Consider the following 16,498-nt stretch of genomic DNA (forward strand, 5'->3'; position numbering starts at 1 on the left):
GATTCCCATGACCCAGCCTCTGAACCCGACCGTCGAAATCAAGGTGCTCGATGCGCGCCTGAATGAATGGGGCCTGCCCGCCTACCAGAGCGAGATGGCCGCCGCCATCGACCTGCATGCCTGCGTCGACGCGCCGGTATCGATCGCGCCGGGCACGCCCGCGCAATTGGTCCCGGCAGGCATCGCCGTGCACATGGGCAACCCGTACATGGCCGCGACCATCGTGCCGCGCTCGGGCCTGGGCCACAAGAAGGGCCTGGTGCTGGGCAACTCGATCGGCGTGATCGATGCCGACTACCAGGGCCAGATCATGGTCAGCGTGTGGAACCGCAATGCACCGGGCACCGAGCCGATCGTGATCCAGCCGGGCGAGCGCATTGCGCAGATGATGTTCGTGCCGGTGCTGAGGCCGGTGTTTTCGACCGTGGAAGAATTCAGCGAAGACAGCGAACGCGGCGCGGGCGGCTTTGGCTCGACCGGCGTGCATCACGCCAAGGTCAGCGCCTGACGCTGCCTCCGGCCACGCAAGATTCTGGCGCCCCGTGGGGCGCCAGTCTGCTTTTCAGCCCGGCTGTTCGAACAGCAGCGCCACCCCGCCGGCGGCCCCGGCCGGCACCAGCGTCTCGCGCGGCCCCAGGTCCTGGGTTGGCACGCCCTGCTCGCGCCAGCCGGCACGCGCCGCCGCCAGGTCATCGGTGCGCAGGCGGATCGCCGCATAGCCCGGCCCCTCGCGCCGGATATGCGCGGTGCCGGTGGCCGAGGCCAGCGCCTGCGGGGTGCTGATCACCAGCGCGGCATCGTCCAGCGCCAGGCTGCAGACATGTTCGCTCAGCTGCGTCAGCTCGCCGCCGGTCAGCTCCGCGTAGGCGCGCGCGGCGGCGTCCACCAGCGCGGGCGCCACCACCAGGAACATGGTGGCGATGCTCTGCGCGCCGTTGGCATGGCGGGTCCACTCGGGCCGCCACAGCAGTTCGGGCGTGCGGTGCTCGCAGAAAAAGTAGCGCGCGCCCGGCGCATCGTCGAGCGCGGTCACGCGGAAGGTGGCCGGGTGCTCGCTGCCGTCGTCCAGCCGCACCGGGCGCGAGAACTCGATCGGGTCGGAGGTGTGCCAGCCGCAAGCGCGCAGCCGCGCCGCGGTACCGAAGGCATCGGCGCTCTTGCACGACATCGCCGCGCAGCCGCCGCCGCGCGCCTGGGCGTCCCAGTAGTACTGGCGGCTGGAATTGGGCGCGGTCACGTGCAGCAGCTCAAGGTAGTCCCGCCGCAGCATGATGCAGTGGTTCTGCGAACCCAGCGTGTGGTAGCCGCGCGGCGTCAGCGTAAAGCCGAGCCGGCGCCAGGCCTGCGCCCCGGCATCGAGGTCAGGGCACACCACCACGGCGTGGTCGAACATTTCCGCTTGCGTTGCCATCGGCATCCTCTCGGTTTCACGGCGCACGCTGGCGCCGGACACGGTCATTCGAACTGGATATTGGCCTTGCGCGCCACCGCATGCCATTTGTCATGCTCGCGGCGTACCAGGTCGCCAAGCTCGGCCGGGCTGCCGCCCACGATCTCGAAGCCCTGCGCGGCCAGCGCATCGACCACGCGCGGCTGGCGCAGCGATTCGACCAGTGCGTCGTGGACGCGCGCGACCGTCGCCGCCGGCAGGCCGGCCGGGCCGAACACGCCGATCCAGGAGTAGGCCTCGAAGCCCTTCAGGCCCTGCTCGGCCACCGTCTGTACCTGCGGCAGCTGGCGCAGGCGGCTGGTGCCGGTCACCCCCAGCACCTTGATGGTGCGGGCGGCCACGTGCGCCTGCACGGCGGCGTAGCTGCTGAAGAAAATATCGACCTCATTGGACAGCACCGCCTGCACGGCCGGGCCGCCGCCCTTGTAGGGCACGTGCAGCATATGCACGCCGGCTTCGGTCGCCAGCGCCTCGGCCGCCAGCTGGTTCAGGCTGCCGATGCCGGACGAGGCATAGCGCACGCCGCCGGGCCTGGCCCTGGCCAGCGCCACCAGTTCGCGCACATTGGACGCAGGCAACGCGGGGTTGGCCGCGATCACCAGCGGAAACCGCACCAGCTGCGAAATCGGCGTGAAATCGCGGAACGTGTCGTAGGGCAGCTGCTTGTAAGCAAAGGGGTTGATCGCGTGCGTGTCGAACGCCATCAGCAAGGTGCTGCCGTCCGGCTTCGCGCGCGCCACGGTGCTCGATGCGATCAGCCCGCCCGCGCCCGGCTTGTTGTCCACCACCACGGTTTGCCCCAGCGTCGACTTCAGCCCGGGCTGCAGTTGCCGGGCCACGATGTCGACGCTGCCGCCGGGCGGAAACGGCAGCACCAGCGCGATCGGGCGATTACCCGCGGCGCCGTCGGCAGTGGTCGCGACAGTGGCGCCGGTGGCGGCAAGGGCGTGATGCATCGGGACGGGCATGGCGCCCAGCGGCAAGATCTTGAGCAGCAGGCGGCGCCGCCGCGTGCGTTCGGCAGAGGACATCAGGGTTTTCAGGCTGGAATTCTGGCCGTTGCGACGGCCAACCGCGGCCGCCGGAACAAAATAAAAGGGGCGGCATGACTGCCGCCCCCGTATTTTGCCCGATGATCGGCCACGTTGCAGGCAACGCGGCCGATCATCGCTCAGGCTTCTGCACGCTGTTCTTCGGGCGCCTCGGGCGGTTCCGGCTCGATCTCGGAGAAATCGAGCTTGATCTGGTCCTGTTCGTCCAGGTCCACCACCACCTTGCCGCCCGATACCAGGCGGCCGAACAGCAGTTCGTCGGCCAGCGCCTTGCGGATCATGTCCTGGATCAGGCGCTGCATCGGGCGCGCGCCCATCAGCGGGTCGAAGCCCTTGCGTGCCAGGAACTTGCGCAGCTTGTCGGTAAAGCTGGCCTCCACCTTTTTCTCGTGAAGCTGCTCTTCGAGCTGCATCAGGAACTTGTCGACCACGCGCAGGATGATTTCCTCATCCAGCGAACGGAAGCTGATCATGGCATCCAGGCGGTTGCGGAACTCCGGCGTGAACATGCGCTTGATGTCGGCCATCTCGTCGCCCTGCTCGCGCGAGCTGGTGAAGCCGATGGAGGCGCGGTTCATGGTCTCCGCTCCCGCATTGGTGGTCATGATAATGATCACATTGCGGAAGTCGGCACGCCGGCCGTTGTTGTCGGTCAGCGCACCATGGTCCATCACCTGCAGCAGGATATTGAAGATATCCGGATGCGCTTTCTCGATTTCGTCCAGCAGCAGCACGCAGTGCGGCTTCTTGGTGACGGCCTCGGTCAGCAGGCCGCCCTGGTCAAAGCCCACGTATCCCGGCGGCGCGCCAATCAGGCGGCTCACCGCATGGCGCTCCATGTATTCGGACATGTCAAAGCGCAGCAACTCGATGCCCATGATGAAGGCCAGTTGCTTGGCGACCTCGGTCTTGCCCACGCCGGTGGGGCCCGAGAACAGGAACGAGCCGATCGGCTTGTCGGTCTTGCCCAGGCCCGCGCGCGACATCTTGATCGCCGAGGCCAGCGCCTCGATCGCCGGATCCTGGCCGAACACCACCGACTTCAGGTCGCGATCGAGCGTCTGCAGCTTGCTGCGGTCGTCCTGGTTCACGCTCTGCGGCGGGATGCGCGCAATGCGCGAGACAATGTCCTCGATCTCGCCCTTGCCGATGGTCTTCTTCTGCTTGGACTTGGGCAGGATGCGCTGCGCCGCGCCGGCTTCGTCGATCACGTCGATCGCCTTGTCGGGCAGGTGGCGGTCGGTGATGAAGCGGGCCGACAGTTCCGCCGCCGCGGTCAGCGCCGAAGCCGCGTACTTGACGCCGTGGTGCTCCTCGAAGCGCGACTTCAGGCCGCGCAGGATCTGCACGGTCTGGTCGACCGAGGGCTCGACCACGTCGATCTTCTGGAAGCGCCGCGACAGCGCCGCGTCCTTCTCGAAGATGCCGCGGTATTCGGTAAACGTCGTCGCGCCGATGCACTTGAGCTGGCCCGACGACAGCGCCGGCTTGAGCAGGTTGCTGGCGTCCAGCGTCCCGCCCGATGCGGCGCCCGCGCCGATCAGCGTGTGGATCTCGTCGATGAACAGGATTGCGTTCGGGTTGTCCTTGAGCGACTTCAGCACGCCCTTCAGGCGCTGCTCGAAGTCCCCGCGGTACTTGGTGCCGGCCAGCAACGCGCCCATGTCGAGCGAGTAGACGGTGGCCTTTTCCAGGATGTCCGGCACCTCGTTCTTGGTGATGCGCCACGCCAGGCCCTCGGCGATCGCGGTCTTGCCGACGCCGGCCTCGCCCACCAGCAGCGGGTTGTTCTTGCGCCGGCGGCACAGCACCTGGACCACGCGCTCGACTTCGCTCTCGCGGCCGATCAGCGGGTCGATCTTGCCGGCCTTGGCCAGCGTGTTCAGGTTCTGGGTGTATTGCTCGAGCGGGCTTTCCTTGCCGTCGCCGCCCTCGCCCTCGCCGGCCGCATCGCCATGCTTGGCGGGCTCGGACTGGTCCTTGCGGATGCCGTGGCTGATGAAATTGACCACGTCCAGGCGCGTCACGCCCTGCTGCTGCAGGTAGTAGACCGCGTGCGAGTCCTTCTCGCCGAAAATCGCGACCAGCACGTTGGCACCCGTCACTTCCTTCTTGCCGTTGGAAGTGGACTGGACGTGCATGATCGCGCGCTGGATCACGCGCTGGAAACCAAGCGTGGGCTGGGTGTCGACCTCGTCGGTACCCGGCACCACCGGCGTGTTATCCGCGATGAAGTTCTTAAGGCTGGTGCGCAGGTCTTCTATGTTGGCCGCGCAGGCGCGCAAGACTTCAGCTGCCGTGGGATTGTCGAGCAATGCCAGCAGCAGGTGCTCCACGGTGATGAACTCGTGGCGTGCCTGCCTGGCTTCGACAAACGCCATATGCAGGCTCACTTCCAATTCTTGCGCAATCATGCTTCCTCCATCACGCACTGCAGGGGATGCCCCGCCTGCCGCGCGTGCGTTGACACCAGCTCGACCTTAGTCGCCGCGATATCCCTGGTGTAGATACCGCAGACGCCCTTTCCTTCCCGGTGCACGGTGAGCATGATCTGCGTCGCCGTTTCCCGGTCCCTGCTGAAATACTGCTGCAGGATCATCACGACAAACTCCATCGGAGTGTAGTCGTCGTTAAGCAGCACCACCTTGAACATGGCAGGCGGTTTAAGCGCCTGCTCTTTCCTCTCCAGGATGGTGCCTGCTTCGCGTTGTGGGACATTCGCAAGCCGTGTAGCCATGGCTTTATTCTAACCCTTACTCGCAACTCTGCAATTTGGGGAAAAGGCGCCGGATTCAAGAGCCGGGCCACCGGTTTCCCATGGTGAATGGATGCGGATTCCCGCGCGGAAGGCATTGCAAGGCACGTGGACGGCGCCGGGCAAAATGCCCGCGCGCAGCCCCGGCGCTAGCCGCCACGGTAACACCAGGCGCCGTCCGATTCCTGCCACACCCTGCTGGCAGTGGGGAATCCGCCAGCTTGACAGTATCCGGCTTTGCCAGAAAAATCGGTCGCACACCTGCCGAAGGCCAGCGAGCCAAAGCAACAGCCAAGGCGGGTGATCCGTGAGCAGGGAGGCCCACGGCCCCGCGGCGGCGAGTCAGCATCGAGACTGGCCGCCTCGCGATAGCACCTCGCCGCGCGTCATCGCCGGCCGCGCCTCAGGACGCGGCGGGTCATGGCGCCGCAGTCCGTGCCGTCTGGCTGGCAAGGCTTCCCCGCTTTGAAATCTGCTATTTCGTTGGGGGAGTATATGGCAAGCGGTATCGTCAAATGGTTCAATGACGCCAAGGGCTTCGGGTTCATCAAGCCGGACGAAGGCGAAGAAGAACTGTTTGCGCACTTTTCGGCTATCCAGATGGCGGGCTTCAAGACGCTGAAGGAAGGCCAGCGCGTCTCGTTCGAAGTGGTCCAGGGCCCCAAGGGCAAGCAAGCCACCAATATCCAGGACGCCAGCTAAAGCGCGCCGCGACCGCATCCGGGCCGCAGAGCCGCGGAGCGGTCAACCAGGGTGTGGGGGGAGCTCCCCCGGGACGGGACCGATGCCAGCGCCCCGCCTGGCCGCCATGGCGGCGCGGCGGGCACGGGCTCGCATCAGCTGCACGCACCACATCCGACGGAAAGCCCGGCCTCGCGCCGGGCTTTCTGGTTTCTGGCCACCCTTGCAGGATCACCGTTGCGCTGCGGGCAAGAAAAAACCCCCGGCGCCGACCAACCGGCACCGGGGATTTCGCTCGCAGTTCGCCCATCGCAGCGGGAGTCCGTGCTTACATATTGTCGATCATCACCTGGCCAAAGCCAGAGCACGAAACCTGGGTCGCGCCTTCCAGCAGGCGGGCGAAGTCGTAGGTCACCTTCTTGGACAGGATCGACTTCTCCATCGACGAGATGATCAGGTCGGCGGCTTCGGTCCAGCCCATGTGGCGCAGCATCATTTCGGCCGACAGGATTTCCGAGCCCGGATTGACATAGTCCTTGCCGGCGTACTTCGGCGCGGTGCCGTGGGTGGCCTCGAACATGGCGACCGAGTCGGACATATTGGCGCCCGGCGCGATGCCGATGCCGCCCACCTGCGCTGCCAGTGCGTCGGAGATATAGTCGCCGTTCAGGTTCAGCGTGGCGATCACCGAGTATTCGGCCGGACGCAGCAGGATCTGCTGCAGGAAGGCGTCGGCAATGGCGTCCTTGACCACGATGTCCTTGCCGGTCTTCGGGTTCTTGAACTTGCACCACGGGCCGCCGTCGACCAGCTCGGCGCCGAATTCCTTTTGCGCCAGCTCGTAGCCCCAGTCACGGAAGCCGCCTTCGGTGAACTTCATGATGTTGCCCTTGTGCACCAGCGTCACCGAGGGCTTGTCGTTGTCGATCGCGTACTGGATCGCCTTGCGCACCAGGCGCTCGGTGCCCTCGCGCGAGACCGGCTTGATGCCGATGCCCGAGGTGGCCGGGAAGCGGATCTTCTTCACGCCCATCTCGCTCTGCAGGAAGGCGATCAGCTTCCTGGCCTGGTCGCTCTCGGCCGCCCATTCGATGCCGGCGTAGATGTCTTCCGAGTTCTCGCGGAAGATCACCATATTGGTCTTTTCCGGCTCACGCACCGGCGAGGGCACGCCCTTGAAGTAGCGCACCGGGCGCAGGCAGACGTACAGGTCCAGCTGCTGGCGCAGCGCCACGTTCAGCGAGCGGATGCCGCCACCCACCGGCGTGGTCAGCGGGCCCTTGATCGAGACCACGTAATCCTTGAGCACGTCCAGGGTTTCGTCCGGCAGCCACACGTCGGGGCCGTAGACCTTGGTCGACTTCTCGCCGGCGTAGATCTCCATCCAGGCGATCTTGCGCTTGCCGCCGTAGGCCTTGGCCACGGCCGCATCGACCACCTTGATCATCACCGGGGTGATATCGAGGCCCGTACCGTCGCCTTCGATGTAAGGAATGATCGGATTGTCCGGGACATTCAGCGAAAAGTCCTGGTTGACCGTGATCTTTTCGCCGGCCGGAACCTTGATGTGTTGGTACATGACGTCTCCAGTGCGGAACGGTTGCAACTGCCGCCGGTTCGTGGCCGGACGGCGAGATTCGGGGAGATGGCGCTGTGGCATTGTAGCGGGCCTCAATGCGTGCCCGTGCTGCGTTGCCACACGCATGCGCCACTCCGGGTGCGTCTGGTCTTTTCAGTCTTATATAAGACACAAGACTAATTTCGTATTATGCAGCAAATTTTCATCATCCGCCAATCGGGCCCGCCACCGATCCTCCGGCGCAGCCCGCCACTGCGGCATACTTGCGCCCCATGACCCTGATTGCCCTGAACAAGCCGTTTGGCACCATGAGCCAGTTCTCGGAACACCCGACGCGACCGACGCTGGCCGCGTGCGTGAGCACGCCTGGCGTCTACCCCGCCGGGCGGCTCGATGCCGACAGCGAGGGCTTGCTGCTGCTGACCGACGACGGCGCGCTGCAGGCCCGTATCGCCGACCCGCGCCACAAGCTGGAGAAGACCTACCTGGCACAGGTCGAAGGCATTCCCGATGCCGCCGCCCTGGCCCGGCTGCGCGCCGGGGTCGACCTGGGTGACTTCGTGACCCAGCCCGCCAGCGTGCGTGCCATCGACGCGCCCGACTGGCTGTGGCCACGCCAGCCGCCGGTGCGCTTTCGCGCGGCGATCCCGACCGCCTGGCTGGAGGTGAAGATCAGCGAGGGCAAGAACCGGCAGGTGCGCCGGATGACCGCGGCGGCGGGCTTTCCCACGTTGCGCCTGGTGCGGGTCGGGATCGGCCCGCTCGACCTGCGCGCCCTGGGGCTGGCGCCCGGGGAGAGCTGCGAGGTATTGCCAGCCCGACTGGGACTGGCGTCCGCAGCCCCGCGCGCCAGGCCGGACCCCGCACGCCGTCCCCATGTATCGAAAACCAGCCAGACAGTTCAGACCAAGCGCCCCTCTCGTTACAAAAAAAAACAAATCGCGGGTCAACCCTGACGGCAGCGGCGTCGTTCTTGTCGGGGACACGTCCTATCACGCGTCACCCTTTTTAGACTGCTCATATCCTTCGAGGTAATACGCCATGAAAAAACTGATCGCTGCTCTGGTTGTTGGCCTGTTCGCCACCGGCGCCTTCGCCCAGGCTTCGGCACCTGCTGCTGACACCGCTGCCCCCGCAGCCAAGGAAGCCCCGAAGGCTGCCAAGAAGAAGACCACCCACAAGAAGCACAGCAAGAAGAAGGCTGCCGCCGCTGCTTCGGCCCCGGCTGCCCAGTAATTGCTGGCCCCTTCCCTGCCCCGTGCATGCGCGAGGCGGGAAAGAAATGGCAGGCTGCCGCCAGGCGCCTGCCTTTTTTATTGCCGGTTCCAGATAGTCGGGGGGGCTGTGTACCGTGAGCCGCACATCAGTGCGCCGCGCGTGCGTTATGCTTGCGGCTGCCGCTGCCCGCGCCATTTCAGACTGAACACCATGTCCTTCCTGTCCAAGACGCTGTTGTCACGATGCTTCCCCCTTGCCGGCATGCTCGCGCTGAGCGCCGGGATCGCGCACGCGCAGGCCGAGCTGCCGGTGGTGCCGCTTACCGCGGGCATGTATGCGATCCAGGCCGAGGTTGCCGCCACGCCGCCGGCGCGCGAGCAGGGGCTGATGTACCGCCAGACCATGGCGCCCAACGCCGGCATGCTGTTCGTTTTCGAGCAGAAGGCGGGCCATTGCTTCTGGATGCGCAATACCGAGCTGCCGCTGTCGATCGCCTTCCTGGCCGACGACGGCACCATCGTCAATATCGAGGACATGGCGCCGCGCACCGAGGACAACCATTGCCCGAAGGCGGCAATCCGCTTTGCGCTGGAAATGAACAAGGGATGGTTCGCGCAGAAAGGCATCAAGGCCGGCGCGAAAATTGGCGGGCTGCCGCAGGCGCGGCAGTGAGCGACGCCGGCGGGCGCGCCGGCATCGGAAAACCGCAGCTCAGTCGCGGAAGTTGTTGAAGTCCAGCGGCGCCTCGGGCACGTCCTTGCGCAGCATGGCCATCACGCTCTGCAGGTCGTCGCGCTTGGCGCCCGACACGCGCACCGCGTCGCCCTGGATGCTGGCCTGCACCTTGATCTTGCTGTCCTTGATCAAGCGCACGATCTTCTTGGACAGGTCGCCGGTCACGCCCTTCTTGATCGTGATCACCTGCTTGACCTTGTCGCCGCTGATCTTCTCGATCTTGCCATAGTCCAGGAAGCGCACGTCCACGTTGCGCTTGGCCATCTTGTTGATCAGCACGTCCTTGACCTGGCTCAGCTTGAAATCGTCGTCGGCAAACGCGGTCAGTTCATTTTCCTTGTGCTCGACCCGCGAGTCCGAGCCCTTGAAATCGAAGCGCGTCGAGATTTCCTTGTTGGCCTGCTCGACGGCGTTCTTCACCTCGACCATGTTCGCTTCGCACACTACGTCAAACGACGGCATTGCATTCTCCTTGTGATCCATATGCCCGGAGGGCGGCCGCGCACGGCGCCTTCCGTATAATCCAGCCTACCTCGCAGTTCCGGGTCGCTTGCCAACCAACAGCGGCGGCCGCGTCACCTTTCCCTTGCATGGCAGATTTCCACGAATTCTATCCCCTGCGTCGCCACAATACATTCGGATTCGACGCGCGCGCGCGCTTTGCGGTGCATGTGCGCAGCGAAGCCGACCTGACCGAAGCCCTGGCCGACCCACGTGCCGAGGGCCTGCCGCTGGTGGTGCTGGGCGGCGGCAGCAACGTGGTGCTGACCGGCGACCTCGACGCGCTGGTGCTGCTGATGGAGATTCCCGGCTACCAGGCCGAAGAGGCTGGCGATGCCTGGCTGGTCACCGCCGGGGCCGGCGAGAACTGGAACGCGCTGGTCAACCGCACCATCGCCGACGGCATGCCCGGACTCGAGAACCTGGCGCTGATCCCCGGCACCGCGGGCGCGGCCCCGATCCAGAACATCGGCGCCTACGGGGTGGAACTGCGCGAACGCTTCGCGGGCTTGCGCGCCTATGACCGGCACACTGGCACCTTTGTGTGGATCGATCTGCAAGCCTGCGACTTCGGCTACCGCGACAGCCTGTTCAAGCGCGCCGGCGCCGGCCGCTACATCATCACGGCGGTGACGCTGCGCCTGCCCAGGGCATGGCAACCGGTACTGTCGTACGGAGAACTGGCGCGCGAGCTGGACGGCCAGGCCACGCCGGCCGCGGCAACCATCCGCGACGCCGTGGTCGCGATCCGCTCGCGCAAGCTGCCCGACCCGGCACAGCTGGGCAACGCGGGCAGCTTCTTCAAGAACCCGCTGGTCAGCGCCGCGCAGCGCGACGCCTTGCTGCAGGCCAATCCGGACCTGGTCAGCTATGCGCAGCCGGACGGCTCGTACAAGCTGGCCGCCGGCTGGCTGATCGACCGCTGCGGCTTCAAGGGCGTGACCGATGGGCCGGTGGGCGTCTACGGCAAGCAGGCGCTGGTGCTGGTGCACCACGGCGGCGGCACCGGCGCCATGTTGCTGGCGCTGGCCAACCGCATCGCCGATGCGGTGCAGGCGCGCTTCGGCGTGCGCATCGAGCCCGAGCCGGTCGTGCTGTAAAGCAGGCAGGCCAGGACTGGCCCGCCGCGTTCGTCACGCGAAGTGGCAGACGTAGTCCAGGGTTTCCTGCACTTCGATATCGAAGCTGCTGTTGCCCGGCACGCTGAACTGCTGGCCCGCGCCGTAGGTCTGCCAGTCTTCCGAACCGGCCAGGCGCACGCGGCAGGTGCCGGCATTGATTTCCATGATCTCGGGCGCGCCGGTGCTGAAGGTCAGCGCGGCCGGGAAGATCACGCCCAGCGTCTTGCGGGTGCCGTCCGGGAACAGCACGGTGTGGCTGACACACTTGCCGTCAAAGTACAGGTTGGCTTTCTTGACGACCGACACGTTGTCGAACTGGCTCACTTCCATCTCCTTGGGTTTCTGTACGAAGGACGTAAAAAGAGGGGCCATCGCGGCCCCTCCCTGTTCAGCTCCGCGCGCTTGTCCACTGAATCATTGAAATGGGAGGTGAAGGACATGTCATGCGGGATACAGCGCTAGGCGCAAAGCGCAGCAATAGCACGGCTATTGCGAGCATTTGCAACGACGCGATGTGCCCGCATGACATGGCAGGCACCGACCGGTTTCAGTGATTCAGTGGACTAGTAGCGGCCGCAGAGCAGGTATTCCATCAGCGCCTTCTGCACGTGCAGGCGGTTCTCGGCTTCCTCCCAGACCACGCTCCTGGGGCCGTCGATCACGGCGGCCTCGACTTCCTCGCCGCGGTGCGCCGGCAGGCAGTGCATGAAGAGCGCGTCGGGCTCGGCGCGGTCCATCATCGCGGTGGTGACCATCCAGTCCTTGAAGGCACGCTTGCGGGCGTCGTTCTCGGCCTCGAAGCCCATGCTGGTCCAGACATCGGTGGTGACCAGGCTGGCGCCCTGGCAAGCCGCGAGCGGATCGTCGAAGACCTTGACCAGGCTGGCGGCGGACGCCGGCACCATGGCCGGATCGAGCTGGTAGCCCGGCGGCGCCGAGAAATGGAAGGCGAAGCCCAGGCGCTCGGCGGCCTGGATCCAGGTGTAGGCCATGTTGTTGGCATCGCCGATCCACGCCACGGTCTTGCCGCGGATGCTGCCGCGCTGCTCGATGTAGGTGAAGATGTCGGCCAGCACCTGGCACGGGTGGTATTCGTTGGTCAGCCCGTTGATCACCGGCACGCGCGAATGCGCGGCAAAGCGCTCGATGATGTCCTGGCCGAAGGTGCGGATCATGATGATGTCGACCATGCGCGAGATCACCTGCGCCGCATCCTCGATCGGCTCGCCGCGGCCCAGCTGCGAGTCGCGCGTGTTCAGGAACACCGCGTGGCCGCCCAGCTGGTGGATGCCGGCTTCGAACGACAGGCGCGTGCGCGTGGAATTCTTCTCGAAGATCATGGCCAGCGTGCGGTCGTGCAGCGGGTGCCAGGTCTCGTAGTTCTTGAACTTGGCCTTCAGGATCCGCGCGCGGTCCAGCAGGTACTCGTACTCGTCGGGAGTGAAGTCGCTGAACTGGAGGTAATGCTTGATCGGGGTTGAGCTCATAAAACAAAGAAGGCGGCTCGGTGGGGACGCGCCGTCATGAAGTGTTCATGACCCAAGCGCGCCGCGGAGCCGCCTTTTCGCGTCGCATACGCAATTTAACTGCAAGAATCATAAGGGATTATTTCTGCTTTGGCGAGTCCGGATCAACCCGGCCCGGACCATTCCACCGTCCCGTTGACAGCTTCCTGACAGGATTTCGCCCTTATGCGCAACTCTTATATAAGATATAATACTGGCTGATTCACGCGGGGCCCGGCATACCCATGCCGCTGCCCGCCGCCGGCATCAAAAGTGCCCCCGCCAGACACCGACGCCCCGCCTTCCGGCTGGAAACAGCGCGAACCAATCGCGCCCCGGCCGCGTCAAACGGGCGCCCGTCCAGCGGGTTTACCGTCGAGTCATCCGCCTCACCCGCAGTGTCCAGCCTCATGAACCCCAACGTTCGCGAATACTTTATCCAAGGCATTACCAAGGAAGGCAAGACCTTCCGCCCGAGCGACTGGGCCGAACGGTTGTGCGGCGTGATGGCACAGTTCCGCCCCGAGGGCGACAGCGGCGACCCGCGCCTGACCTACTCGCCCTATGTGCGGCCGATCTTCGCCGGCAACGTCAAATGCGTGGTGGTGGATGTGCGCCTGCGCGACATCGAACCCAAGGCACTGGACTTCGTGCTGAATTTCGCCCGCGACAACAACCTGCAGCTGGTCGAGGCCTGCTCGCTCGAATAAGCCCGCCGGCCTTGTGCCGGAAAGCAAAAAAGCTCGTCATCCGACGAGCGTTTTTTATTGGCGGATGCATGGGCATCCGCCTCTGCTGGGCCGCGTGAGCGGCCCGGGCAGGTATCAGGCAGCCATCGACTTGATGGCGGCCGACAGGCGCGACTTGTGACGGGCGGCCTTGTTCTTGTGCACGATCTTCTTGTCGGCGATGCTGTCGATCACAGCTTGCGAGTTCTTGAAGATCTCGGCGGCGGCGGCCTTGTCGCCAGCGTCGATGGCCTTGCGGACGGCCTTGACGGCGGTGCGCAGACGCGAACGCAGGCTGGAATTGTGAGCGTTCTGGGCAACGGCCTGGCGGGCGCGCTTGCGAGCTTGTGCGGTATTTGCCATGTAAAAATATCCTGAATTCAGATGCGTGCCGCGGGGGACACAACAATTAAGTCATATCGAGCGACCCGGGATGCACTGACACACGAATCCGGAACGCAACTGTCCTTGTGAATCGGCAATTATACACAGACGCCGGCGCACAAAGCAACACTGCAGAGACTTTGCCTGCTCAGGCCGGGCAGGCGCCGGCTGGTCCGTATAATAAGCGCCACATTGTGCCGAAGCACGTGGCGCGCCGGCAACTTTACCGTCCGGACCGCGTCTCAGAGGCGTCCCGGCATGCGGTGCTTGCGCACCGATCCACCCTTCCGCACCTGTCAGCACCCGTCCGCACCTTGAACCTGCTCAAAGCGCTCGCCACCATCAGCAGCCTGACGATGCTCTCGCGCGTCACCGGCCTCATGCGCGAGATTCTGATCGCCCGCGCCTTCGGCGCGTCGGACATGACCGACGCGTTCAACGTGGCCTTCCGCATCCCCAACCTGCTGCGCCGCATCTTCGGCGAAGGCGCGTTCTCGCAGGCCTTCGTGCCGATCCTGGGCGAGTACCACGCCAGGCGCGGCGACGAGCCGACCAAGGCGCTGATCGACGCCGTCGCCACGGTGATGACCTGGGTGCTGATGGGCGTGTCGCTGCTTGGGGTGATCGGTGCGCCGCTCGTGATGACGGTGGTCGCCACCGGTTTCCGCGGGCAGAGCGAGACCTATACCGCGGCCGTCTTCATGACGCGGGTGATGTTCCCGTATATCGGCCTGATCTCGCTGGTGGCGCTGGCGTCGGGCATCCTCAATACCTGGCGCAAGTTCGCGGTGCCGGCGTTTACGCCGGTGCTGCTCAACCTGTGCCTGATTGTGGCGGCCGTGTTCGTCGGCCCGCACATGGACCAGCCGATCTACGCCCAGGCCTGGGGCGTGCTGATCGGCGGCGTGCTGCAGCTGGCAATCCAGGTGCCGGCACTGCGGCGCCTGGGCGCGATGCCGCGGCTAAGCTTCAACCTGCGCGCCGCGTGGTCCGATCCCGGCGTGCGCCGCATCCTGCGGCAGATGGGGCCGGCGCTGCTGGCCGTGTCGGTGGCGCAGATCAGCCTGATCATCAATACCAATATCGCCTCGCGGCTGGCCGCCGGCAGCGTCTCGTACCTGACCTATGCCGACCGGCTGATGGAGTTCCCGACCGCGCTGCTGGGCGTGGCGCTGGGGACGATCCTGCTGCCGAGCCTGTCCAGGGCCAACGCCTCGGGGGACCATGCCGAGTACTCGAGCCTGCTCGACTGGGGCCTGCGCCTGACCTTCCTGCTGGCGGTGCCGTGCGCGGTGGGGCTGTTCGTGTTCGGCGCGCCGCTAACCGCGGTGCTGTTCAACTATGGCAAGTTCGACGCCCACGCGGTCGAGATGACGCGCCAGGCGCTGGTCTCGTACGGCACCGGGCTGCTCGGGCTGATCGCGATCAAGATCCTGGCGCCAGGCTTCTATGCGCGCCAGGACATCCGCACGCCGGTAAAGATCGCGCTGCTGGTGCTGGTGATCACGCAGGGCTGCAACTACCTGTTCGTGCCGTGGATCGGCCATGCCGGACTGGCGCTGTCGATCAGCGCCGGCGCCACCATCAATGCGCTGCTGCTGTTCTTCGGCCTGCGACGGCGCGGCCTGTACCGGCCGGCGCCGGGCTGGTGGCTGTTCCTGGCGCAGCTGGGCGCATCGGTGCTGCTGCTGTCCGGCATGCTGCTCTGGTTCGCGCGCAACTTCGACTGGATCGGGCTGGGCGCGACGCCGCTGCTGCGCATCGCGCTGCTGGCGTCGTGCCTGGTGCTTGCAGCGGTGGTCTACTTCGGTACACTGTGGCTCATGGGACTGCGCTACTCTGCCTTCAGGCGCCGGGCCGGCTGATGGACCGGCAATGGTGACCCCCGCTGCCCGCGGTGCCGACGGCTGCACCGGGAAACCGACATGACATCCACCAAAGTCCTGGATTATTTCGCCAGCCTCGTGGCCGACGAAAACGGCATCCCGCTGACCGAGACCGCGCTGTCCGTCGCGCAGGACGCTTACCCCGACCTGGACCTGCAAGGCGAGCTGGCGGCGCTGGACGTGCTGGCCCTGCGCCTGAAGCGCCGGATCGCCGAAGGCACGCCCGCGATCCAGCGTCTGCGCCTGCTGAACCATTTCTTCTATCGCGACCTCGGCTTCGGCGCGAACGCGAACGACTACTACGACCCCGACAATTCCTACCTGAACGTGGTGCTGCGCCAGCGCCGCGGCATCCCGATCTCGCTCGCGGTGTTGCATATGGAGCTGGGCCAGCAGATCGGGCTGCCGCTCAAGGGGGTGTCGTTCCCCAACCATTTCCTGCTGCGCATGACGATTCCGGCCGGCGAAGTGATACTGGACCCGCTCACCGGCGAGACCCTGTCGAAGGAACAATTGCAGGAAATGCTGGATCCGTACCTGGAACGCGAGGGCATCAGCGATGCCAGCCAGGTGCCGCTGGGCTTGTTCCTGCGCGCGGCGAGCCACCGCGAGATCATCGCGCGCATGCTGCGCAACCTGAAGGCCATCTACCTGCAGGAGTCGCGCTGGCAGCGGCTATTGGGGGTGCAGAACCGGCTGGTGATCCTGCTGCCGGGTTCGATCGAGGAAGTGCGCGACCGGGGCCTGGCCTATGCCAACCTGGAGTGCTTCCGCCCCGCGCTGGCGGACCTGGAAGCCTATGTCCAGGCCCGGCCCGATGCGGCCGATATCGGCCAGATCCGCGAGCGCATGCCCGCGCTGCGGATGATGAGCCGCAGCCTCAACTGACGAGGTCTGCTGCAG

Annotated in this window: 18 protein-coding genes; 9 read left to right on the plus strand and 9 right to left on the minus strand. The window is 65.6% G+C overall.

Going from position 1 to position 16,498, the window contains the following annotated elements:
* The first annotated feature begins 7 nt into the window (after positions 1-7).
* A complete protein-coding gene (dut, locus tag ACREYQ_RS13735) occupies positions 8-508 on the plus strand; it encodes a dUTP diphosphatase (protein WP_432258131.1) in 501 nt (166 codons plus the stop codon).
* Between the two features lie 54 nt (positions 509-562).
* Here dut and ACREYQ_RS13740 read toward each other — a convergent pair whose 3' ends face one another.
* From ACREYQ_RS13740 to clpS, 4 genes are all read right to left on the minus strand, one after another.
* Positions 563-1,411 carry a VOC family protein gene (locus ACREYQ_RS13740; RefSeq protein WP_432258132.1) on the minus strand — a complete coding sequence of 283 codons (849 nt, stop codon included), beginning with the start codon at positions 1,409-1,411 and terminating at the stop codon, positions 563-565.
* A gap of 44 nt (positions 1,412-1,455) precedes the next feature.
* Positions 1,456-2,481 carry a tripartite tricarboxylate transporter substrate binding protein gene (locus tag ACREYQ_RS13745; protein ID WP_432258133.1) on the minus strand — a complete coding sequence of 342 codons (1,026 nt, stop codon included), beginning with the start codon at positions 2,479-2,481 and terminating at the stop codon, positions 1,456-1,458.
* A gap of 140 nt (positions 2,482-2,621) precedes the next feature.
* Positions 2,622-4,916, minus strand: coding sequence for an ATP-dependent Clp protease ATP-binding subunit ClpA (gene clpA, locus ACREYQ_RS13750; RefSeq protein WP_432258134.1), 2,295 nt, complete (start codon positions 4,914-4,916; stop codon positions 2,622-2,624).
* Positions 4,913-5,239, minus strand: a complete 327-nt coding sequence (clpS, locus tag ACREYQ_RS13755; protein ID WP_010814998.1) for an ATP-dependent Clp protease adapter ClpS — start codon at positions 5,237-5,239, stop codon at positions 4,913-4,915. Before clpS ends, clpA begins: the two co-directional genes overlap by 4 nt.
* A 513-nt stretch (positions 5,240-5,752) precedes the next feature.
* Between clpS and ACREYQ_RS13760 the strand changes: the two genes are divergently transcribed.
* Positions 5,753-5,959: a cold-shock protein gene (locus tag ACREYQ_RS13760; protein WP_012353757.1), complete on the plus strand. Its 207-nt coding sequence runs from the start codon at positions 5,753-5,755 to the stop codon at positions 5,957-5,959.
* A 307-nt stretch (positions 5,960-6,266) separates the two neighbouring features.
* Here ACREYQ_RS13760 and icd read toward each other — a convergent pair whose 3' ends face one another.
* Positions 6,267-7,517, minus strand: coding sequence for an NADP-dependent isocitrate dehydrogenase (gene icd, locus ACREYQ_RS13765; protein ID WP_432258135.1), 1,251 nt, complete (start codon positions 7,515-7,517; stop codon positions 6,267-6,269).
* Between the two features lie 272 nt (positions 7,518-7,789).
* On the opposite strand from icd, the gene ACREYQ_RS13770 reads away from it, so the two are divergent.
* The 3 genes from ACREYQ_RS13770 (at position 7,790) to ACREYQ_RS13780 (ending at position 9,407) form a co-directional block, all read left to right on the plus strand.
* Positions 7,790-8,473 (plus strand): pseudouridine synthase, encoded by a 684-nt coding sequence (locus ACREYQ_RS13770; RefSeq protein ID WP_432258136.1) that lies wholly within the window; start codon positions 7,790-7,792, stop codon positions 8,471-8,473.
* A gap of 85 nt (positions 8,474-8,558) precedes the next feature.
* A complete protein-coding gene (locus ACREYQ_RS13775) occupies positions 8,559-8,753 on the plus strand; it encodes a hypothetical protein (RefSeq protein ID WP_432258137.1) in 195 nt (64 codons plus the stop codon).
* A gap of 192 nt (positions 8,754-8,945) precedes the next feature.
* The gene (locus tag ACREYQ_RS13780) at positions 8,946-9,407 is read left to right on the plus strand and encodes a DUF192 domain-containing protein (protein ID WP_432258138.1); all 462 of its coding nucleotides are present in this window, start codon (positions 8,946-8,948) and stop codon (positions 9,405-9,407) included.
* Between the two features lie 39 nt (positions 9,408-9,446).
* Here ACREYQ_RS13780 and ACREYQ_RS13785 read toward each other — a convergent pair whose 3' ends face one another.
* On the minus strand, positions 9,447-9,932 hold the full coding sequence (locus tag ACREYQ_RS13785; RefSeq protein WP_432258139.1) for a YajQ family cyclic di-GMP-binding protein: 486 nt from the start codon (positions 9,930-9,932) through the stop codon (positions 9,447-9,449).
* A 128-nt stretch (positions 9,933-10,060) separates the two neighbouring features.
* On the opposite strand from ACREYQ_RS13785, the gene murB reads away from it, so the two are divergent.
* Positions 10,061-11,071: a UDP-N-acetylmuramate dehydrogenase gene (murB, locus tag ACREYQ_RS13790; RefSeq protein WP_432258140.1), complete on the plus strand. Its 1,011-nt coding sequence runs from the start codon at positions 10,061-10,063 to the stop codon at positions 11,069-11,071.
* Positions 11,072-11,104: 33 nt separating this feature from the next.
* Here murB and ACREYQ_RS13795 read toward each other — a convergent pair whose 3' ends face one another.
* Positions 11,105-11,416 carry a pyrimidine/purine nucleoside phosphorylase gene (locus ACREYQ_RS13795; RefSeq protein ID WP_432258141.1) on the minus strand — a complete coding sequence of 104 codons (312 nt, stop codon included), beginning with the start codon at positions 11,414-11,416 and terminating at the stop codon, positions 11,105-11,107.
* A gap of 239 nt (positions 11,417-11,655) precedes the next feature.
* Positions 11,656-12,579, minus strand: coding sequence for an ornithine carbamoyltransferase (argF, locus tag ACREYQ_RS13800; RefSeq protein WP_432258142.1), 924 nt, complete (start codon positions 12,577-12,579; stop codon positions 11,656-11,658).
* A gap of 428 nt (positions 12,580-13,007) precedes the next feature.
* On the opposite strand from argF, the gene ACREYQ_RS13805 reads away from it, so the two are divergent.
* Positions 13,008-13,307, plus strand: coding sequence for a DUF3579 domain-containing protein (locus tag ACREYQ_RS13805; protein WP_012353767.1), 300 nt, complete (start codon positions 13,008-13,010; stop codon positions 13,305-13,307).
* A 114-nt stretch (positions 13,308-13,421) separates the two neighbouring features.
* Here the strand turns inward: ACREYQ_RS13805 and rpsT are convergent, their stop codons facing one another.
* Positions 13,422-13,688, minus strand: coding sequence for a 30S ribosomal protein S20 (rpsT, locus tag ACREYQ_RS13810; protein WP_432258143.1), 267 nt, complete (start codon positions 13,686-13,688; stop codon positions 13,422-13,424).
* Positions 13,689-14,023: 335 nt separating this feature from the next.
* On the opposite strand from rpsT, the gene murJ reads away from it, so the two are divergent.
* Positions 14,024-15,574 (plus strand): murein biosynthesis integral membrane protein MurJ, encoded by a 1,551-nt coding sequence (gene murJ / locus ACREYQ_RS13815; protein WP_432258144.1) that lies wholly within the window; start codon positions 14,024-14,026, stop codon positions 15,572-15,574.
* Between the two features lie 60 nt (positions 15,575-15,634).
* The gene (locus ACREYQ_RS13820; protein ID WP_432258145.1) at positions 15,635-16,483 is read left to right on the plus strand and encodes a SirB1 family protein; all 849 of its coding nucleotides are present in this window, start codon (positions 15,635-15,637) and stop codon (positions 16,481-16,483) included.
* The last annotated feature ends 15 nt before the right edge of the window (positions 16,484-16,498 follow it).

This window comes from Cupriavidus sp. TMH.W2 (assembly GCF_050847365.1).
In the GTDB taxonomy this organism is placed as follows: Bacteria; Pseudomonadota; Gammaproteobacteria; order Burkholderiales; family Burkholderiaceae; genus Cupriavidus.

Coding starts and splice junctions, on each gene's coding strand:
- dut (WP_432258131.1), top strand. CDS start 8: ATGACCCAGCCTCTGAACCCGACCGTCGAAATCAAGGTGCTCGATGCG.
- ACREYQ_RS13740 (WP_432258132.1), bottom strand. CDS start 1,411: ATGGCAACGCAAGCGGAAATGTTCGACCACGCCGTGGTGGTGTGCCCT.
- ACREYQ_RS13745 (WP_432258133.1), bottom strand. CDS start 2,481: ATGTCCTCTGCCGAACGCACGCGGCGGCGCCGCCTGCTGCTCAAGATC.
- clpA (WP_432258134.1), bottom strand. CDS start 4,916: ATGATTGCGCAAGAATTGGAAGTGAGCCTGCATATGGCGTTTGTCGAA.
- clpS (WP_010814998.1), bottom strand. CDS start 5,239: ATGGCTACACGGCTTGCGAATGTCCCACAACGCGAAGCAGGCACCATC.
- ACREYQ_RS13760 (WP_012353757.1), top strand. CDS start 5,753: ATGGCAAGCGGTATCGTCAAATGGTTCAATGACGCCAAGGGCTTCGGG.
- icd (WP_432258135.1), bottom strand. CDS start 7,517: ATGTACCAACACATCAAGGTTCCGGCCGGCGAAAAGATCACGGTCAAC.
- ACREYQ_RS13770 (WP_432258136.1), top strand. CDS start 7,790: ATGACCCTGATTGCCCTGAACAAGCCGTTTGGCACCATGAGCCAGTTC.
- ACREYQ_RS13775 (WP_432258137.1), top strand. CDS start 8,559: ATGAAAAAACTGATCGCTGCTCTGGTTGTTGGCCTGTTCGCCACCGGC.
- ACREYQ_RS13780 (WP_432258138.1), top strand. CDS start 8,946: ATGTCCTTCCTGTCCAAGACGCTGTTGTCACGATGCTTCCCCCTTGCC.
- ACREYQ_RS13785 (WP_432258139.1), bottom strand. CDS start 9,932: ATGCCGTCGTTTGACGTAGTGTGCGAAGCGAACATGGTCGAGGTGAAG.
- murB (WP_432258140.1), top strand. CDS start 10,061: ATGGCAGATTTCCACGAATTCTATCCCCTGCGTCGCCACAATACATTC.
- argF (WP_432258142.1), bottom strand. CDS start 12,579: ATGAGCTCAACCCCGATCAAGCATTACCTCCAGTTCAGCGACTTCACT.
- ACREYQ_RS13805 (WP_012353767.1), top strand. CDS start 13,008: ATGAACCCCAACGTTCGCGAATACTTTATCCAAGGCATTACCAAGGAA.
- rpsT (WP_432258143.1), bottom strand. CDS start 13,688: ATGGCAAATACCGCACAAGCTCGCAAGCGCGCCCGCCAGGCCGTTGCC.
- ACREYQ_RS13820 (WP_432258145.1), top strand. CDS start 15,635: ATGACATCCACCAAAGTCCTGGATTATTTCGCCAGCCTCGTGGCCGAC.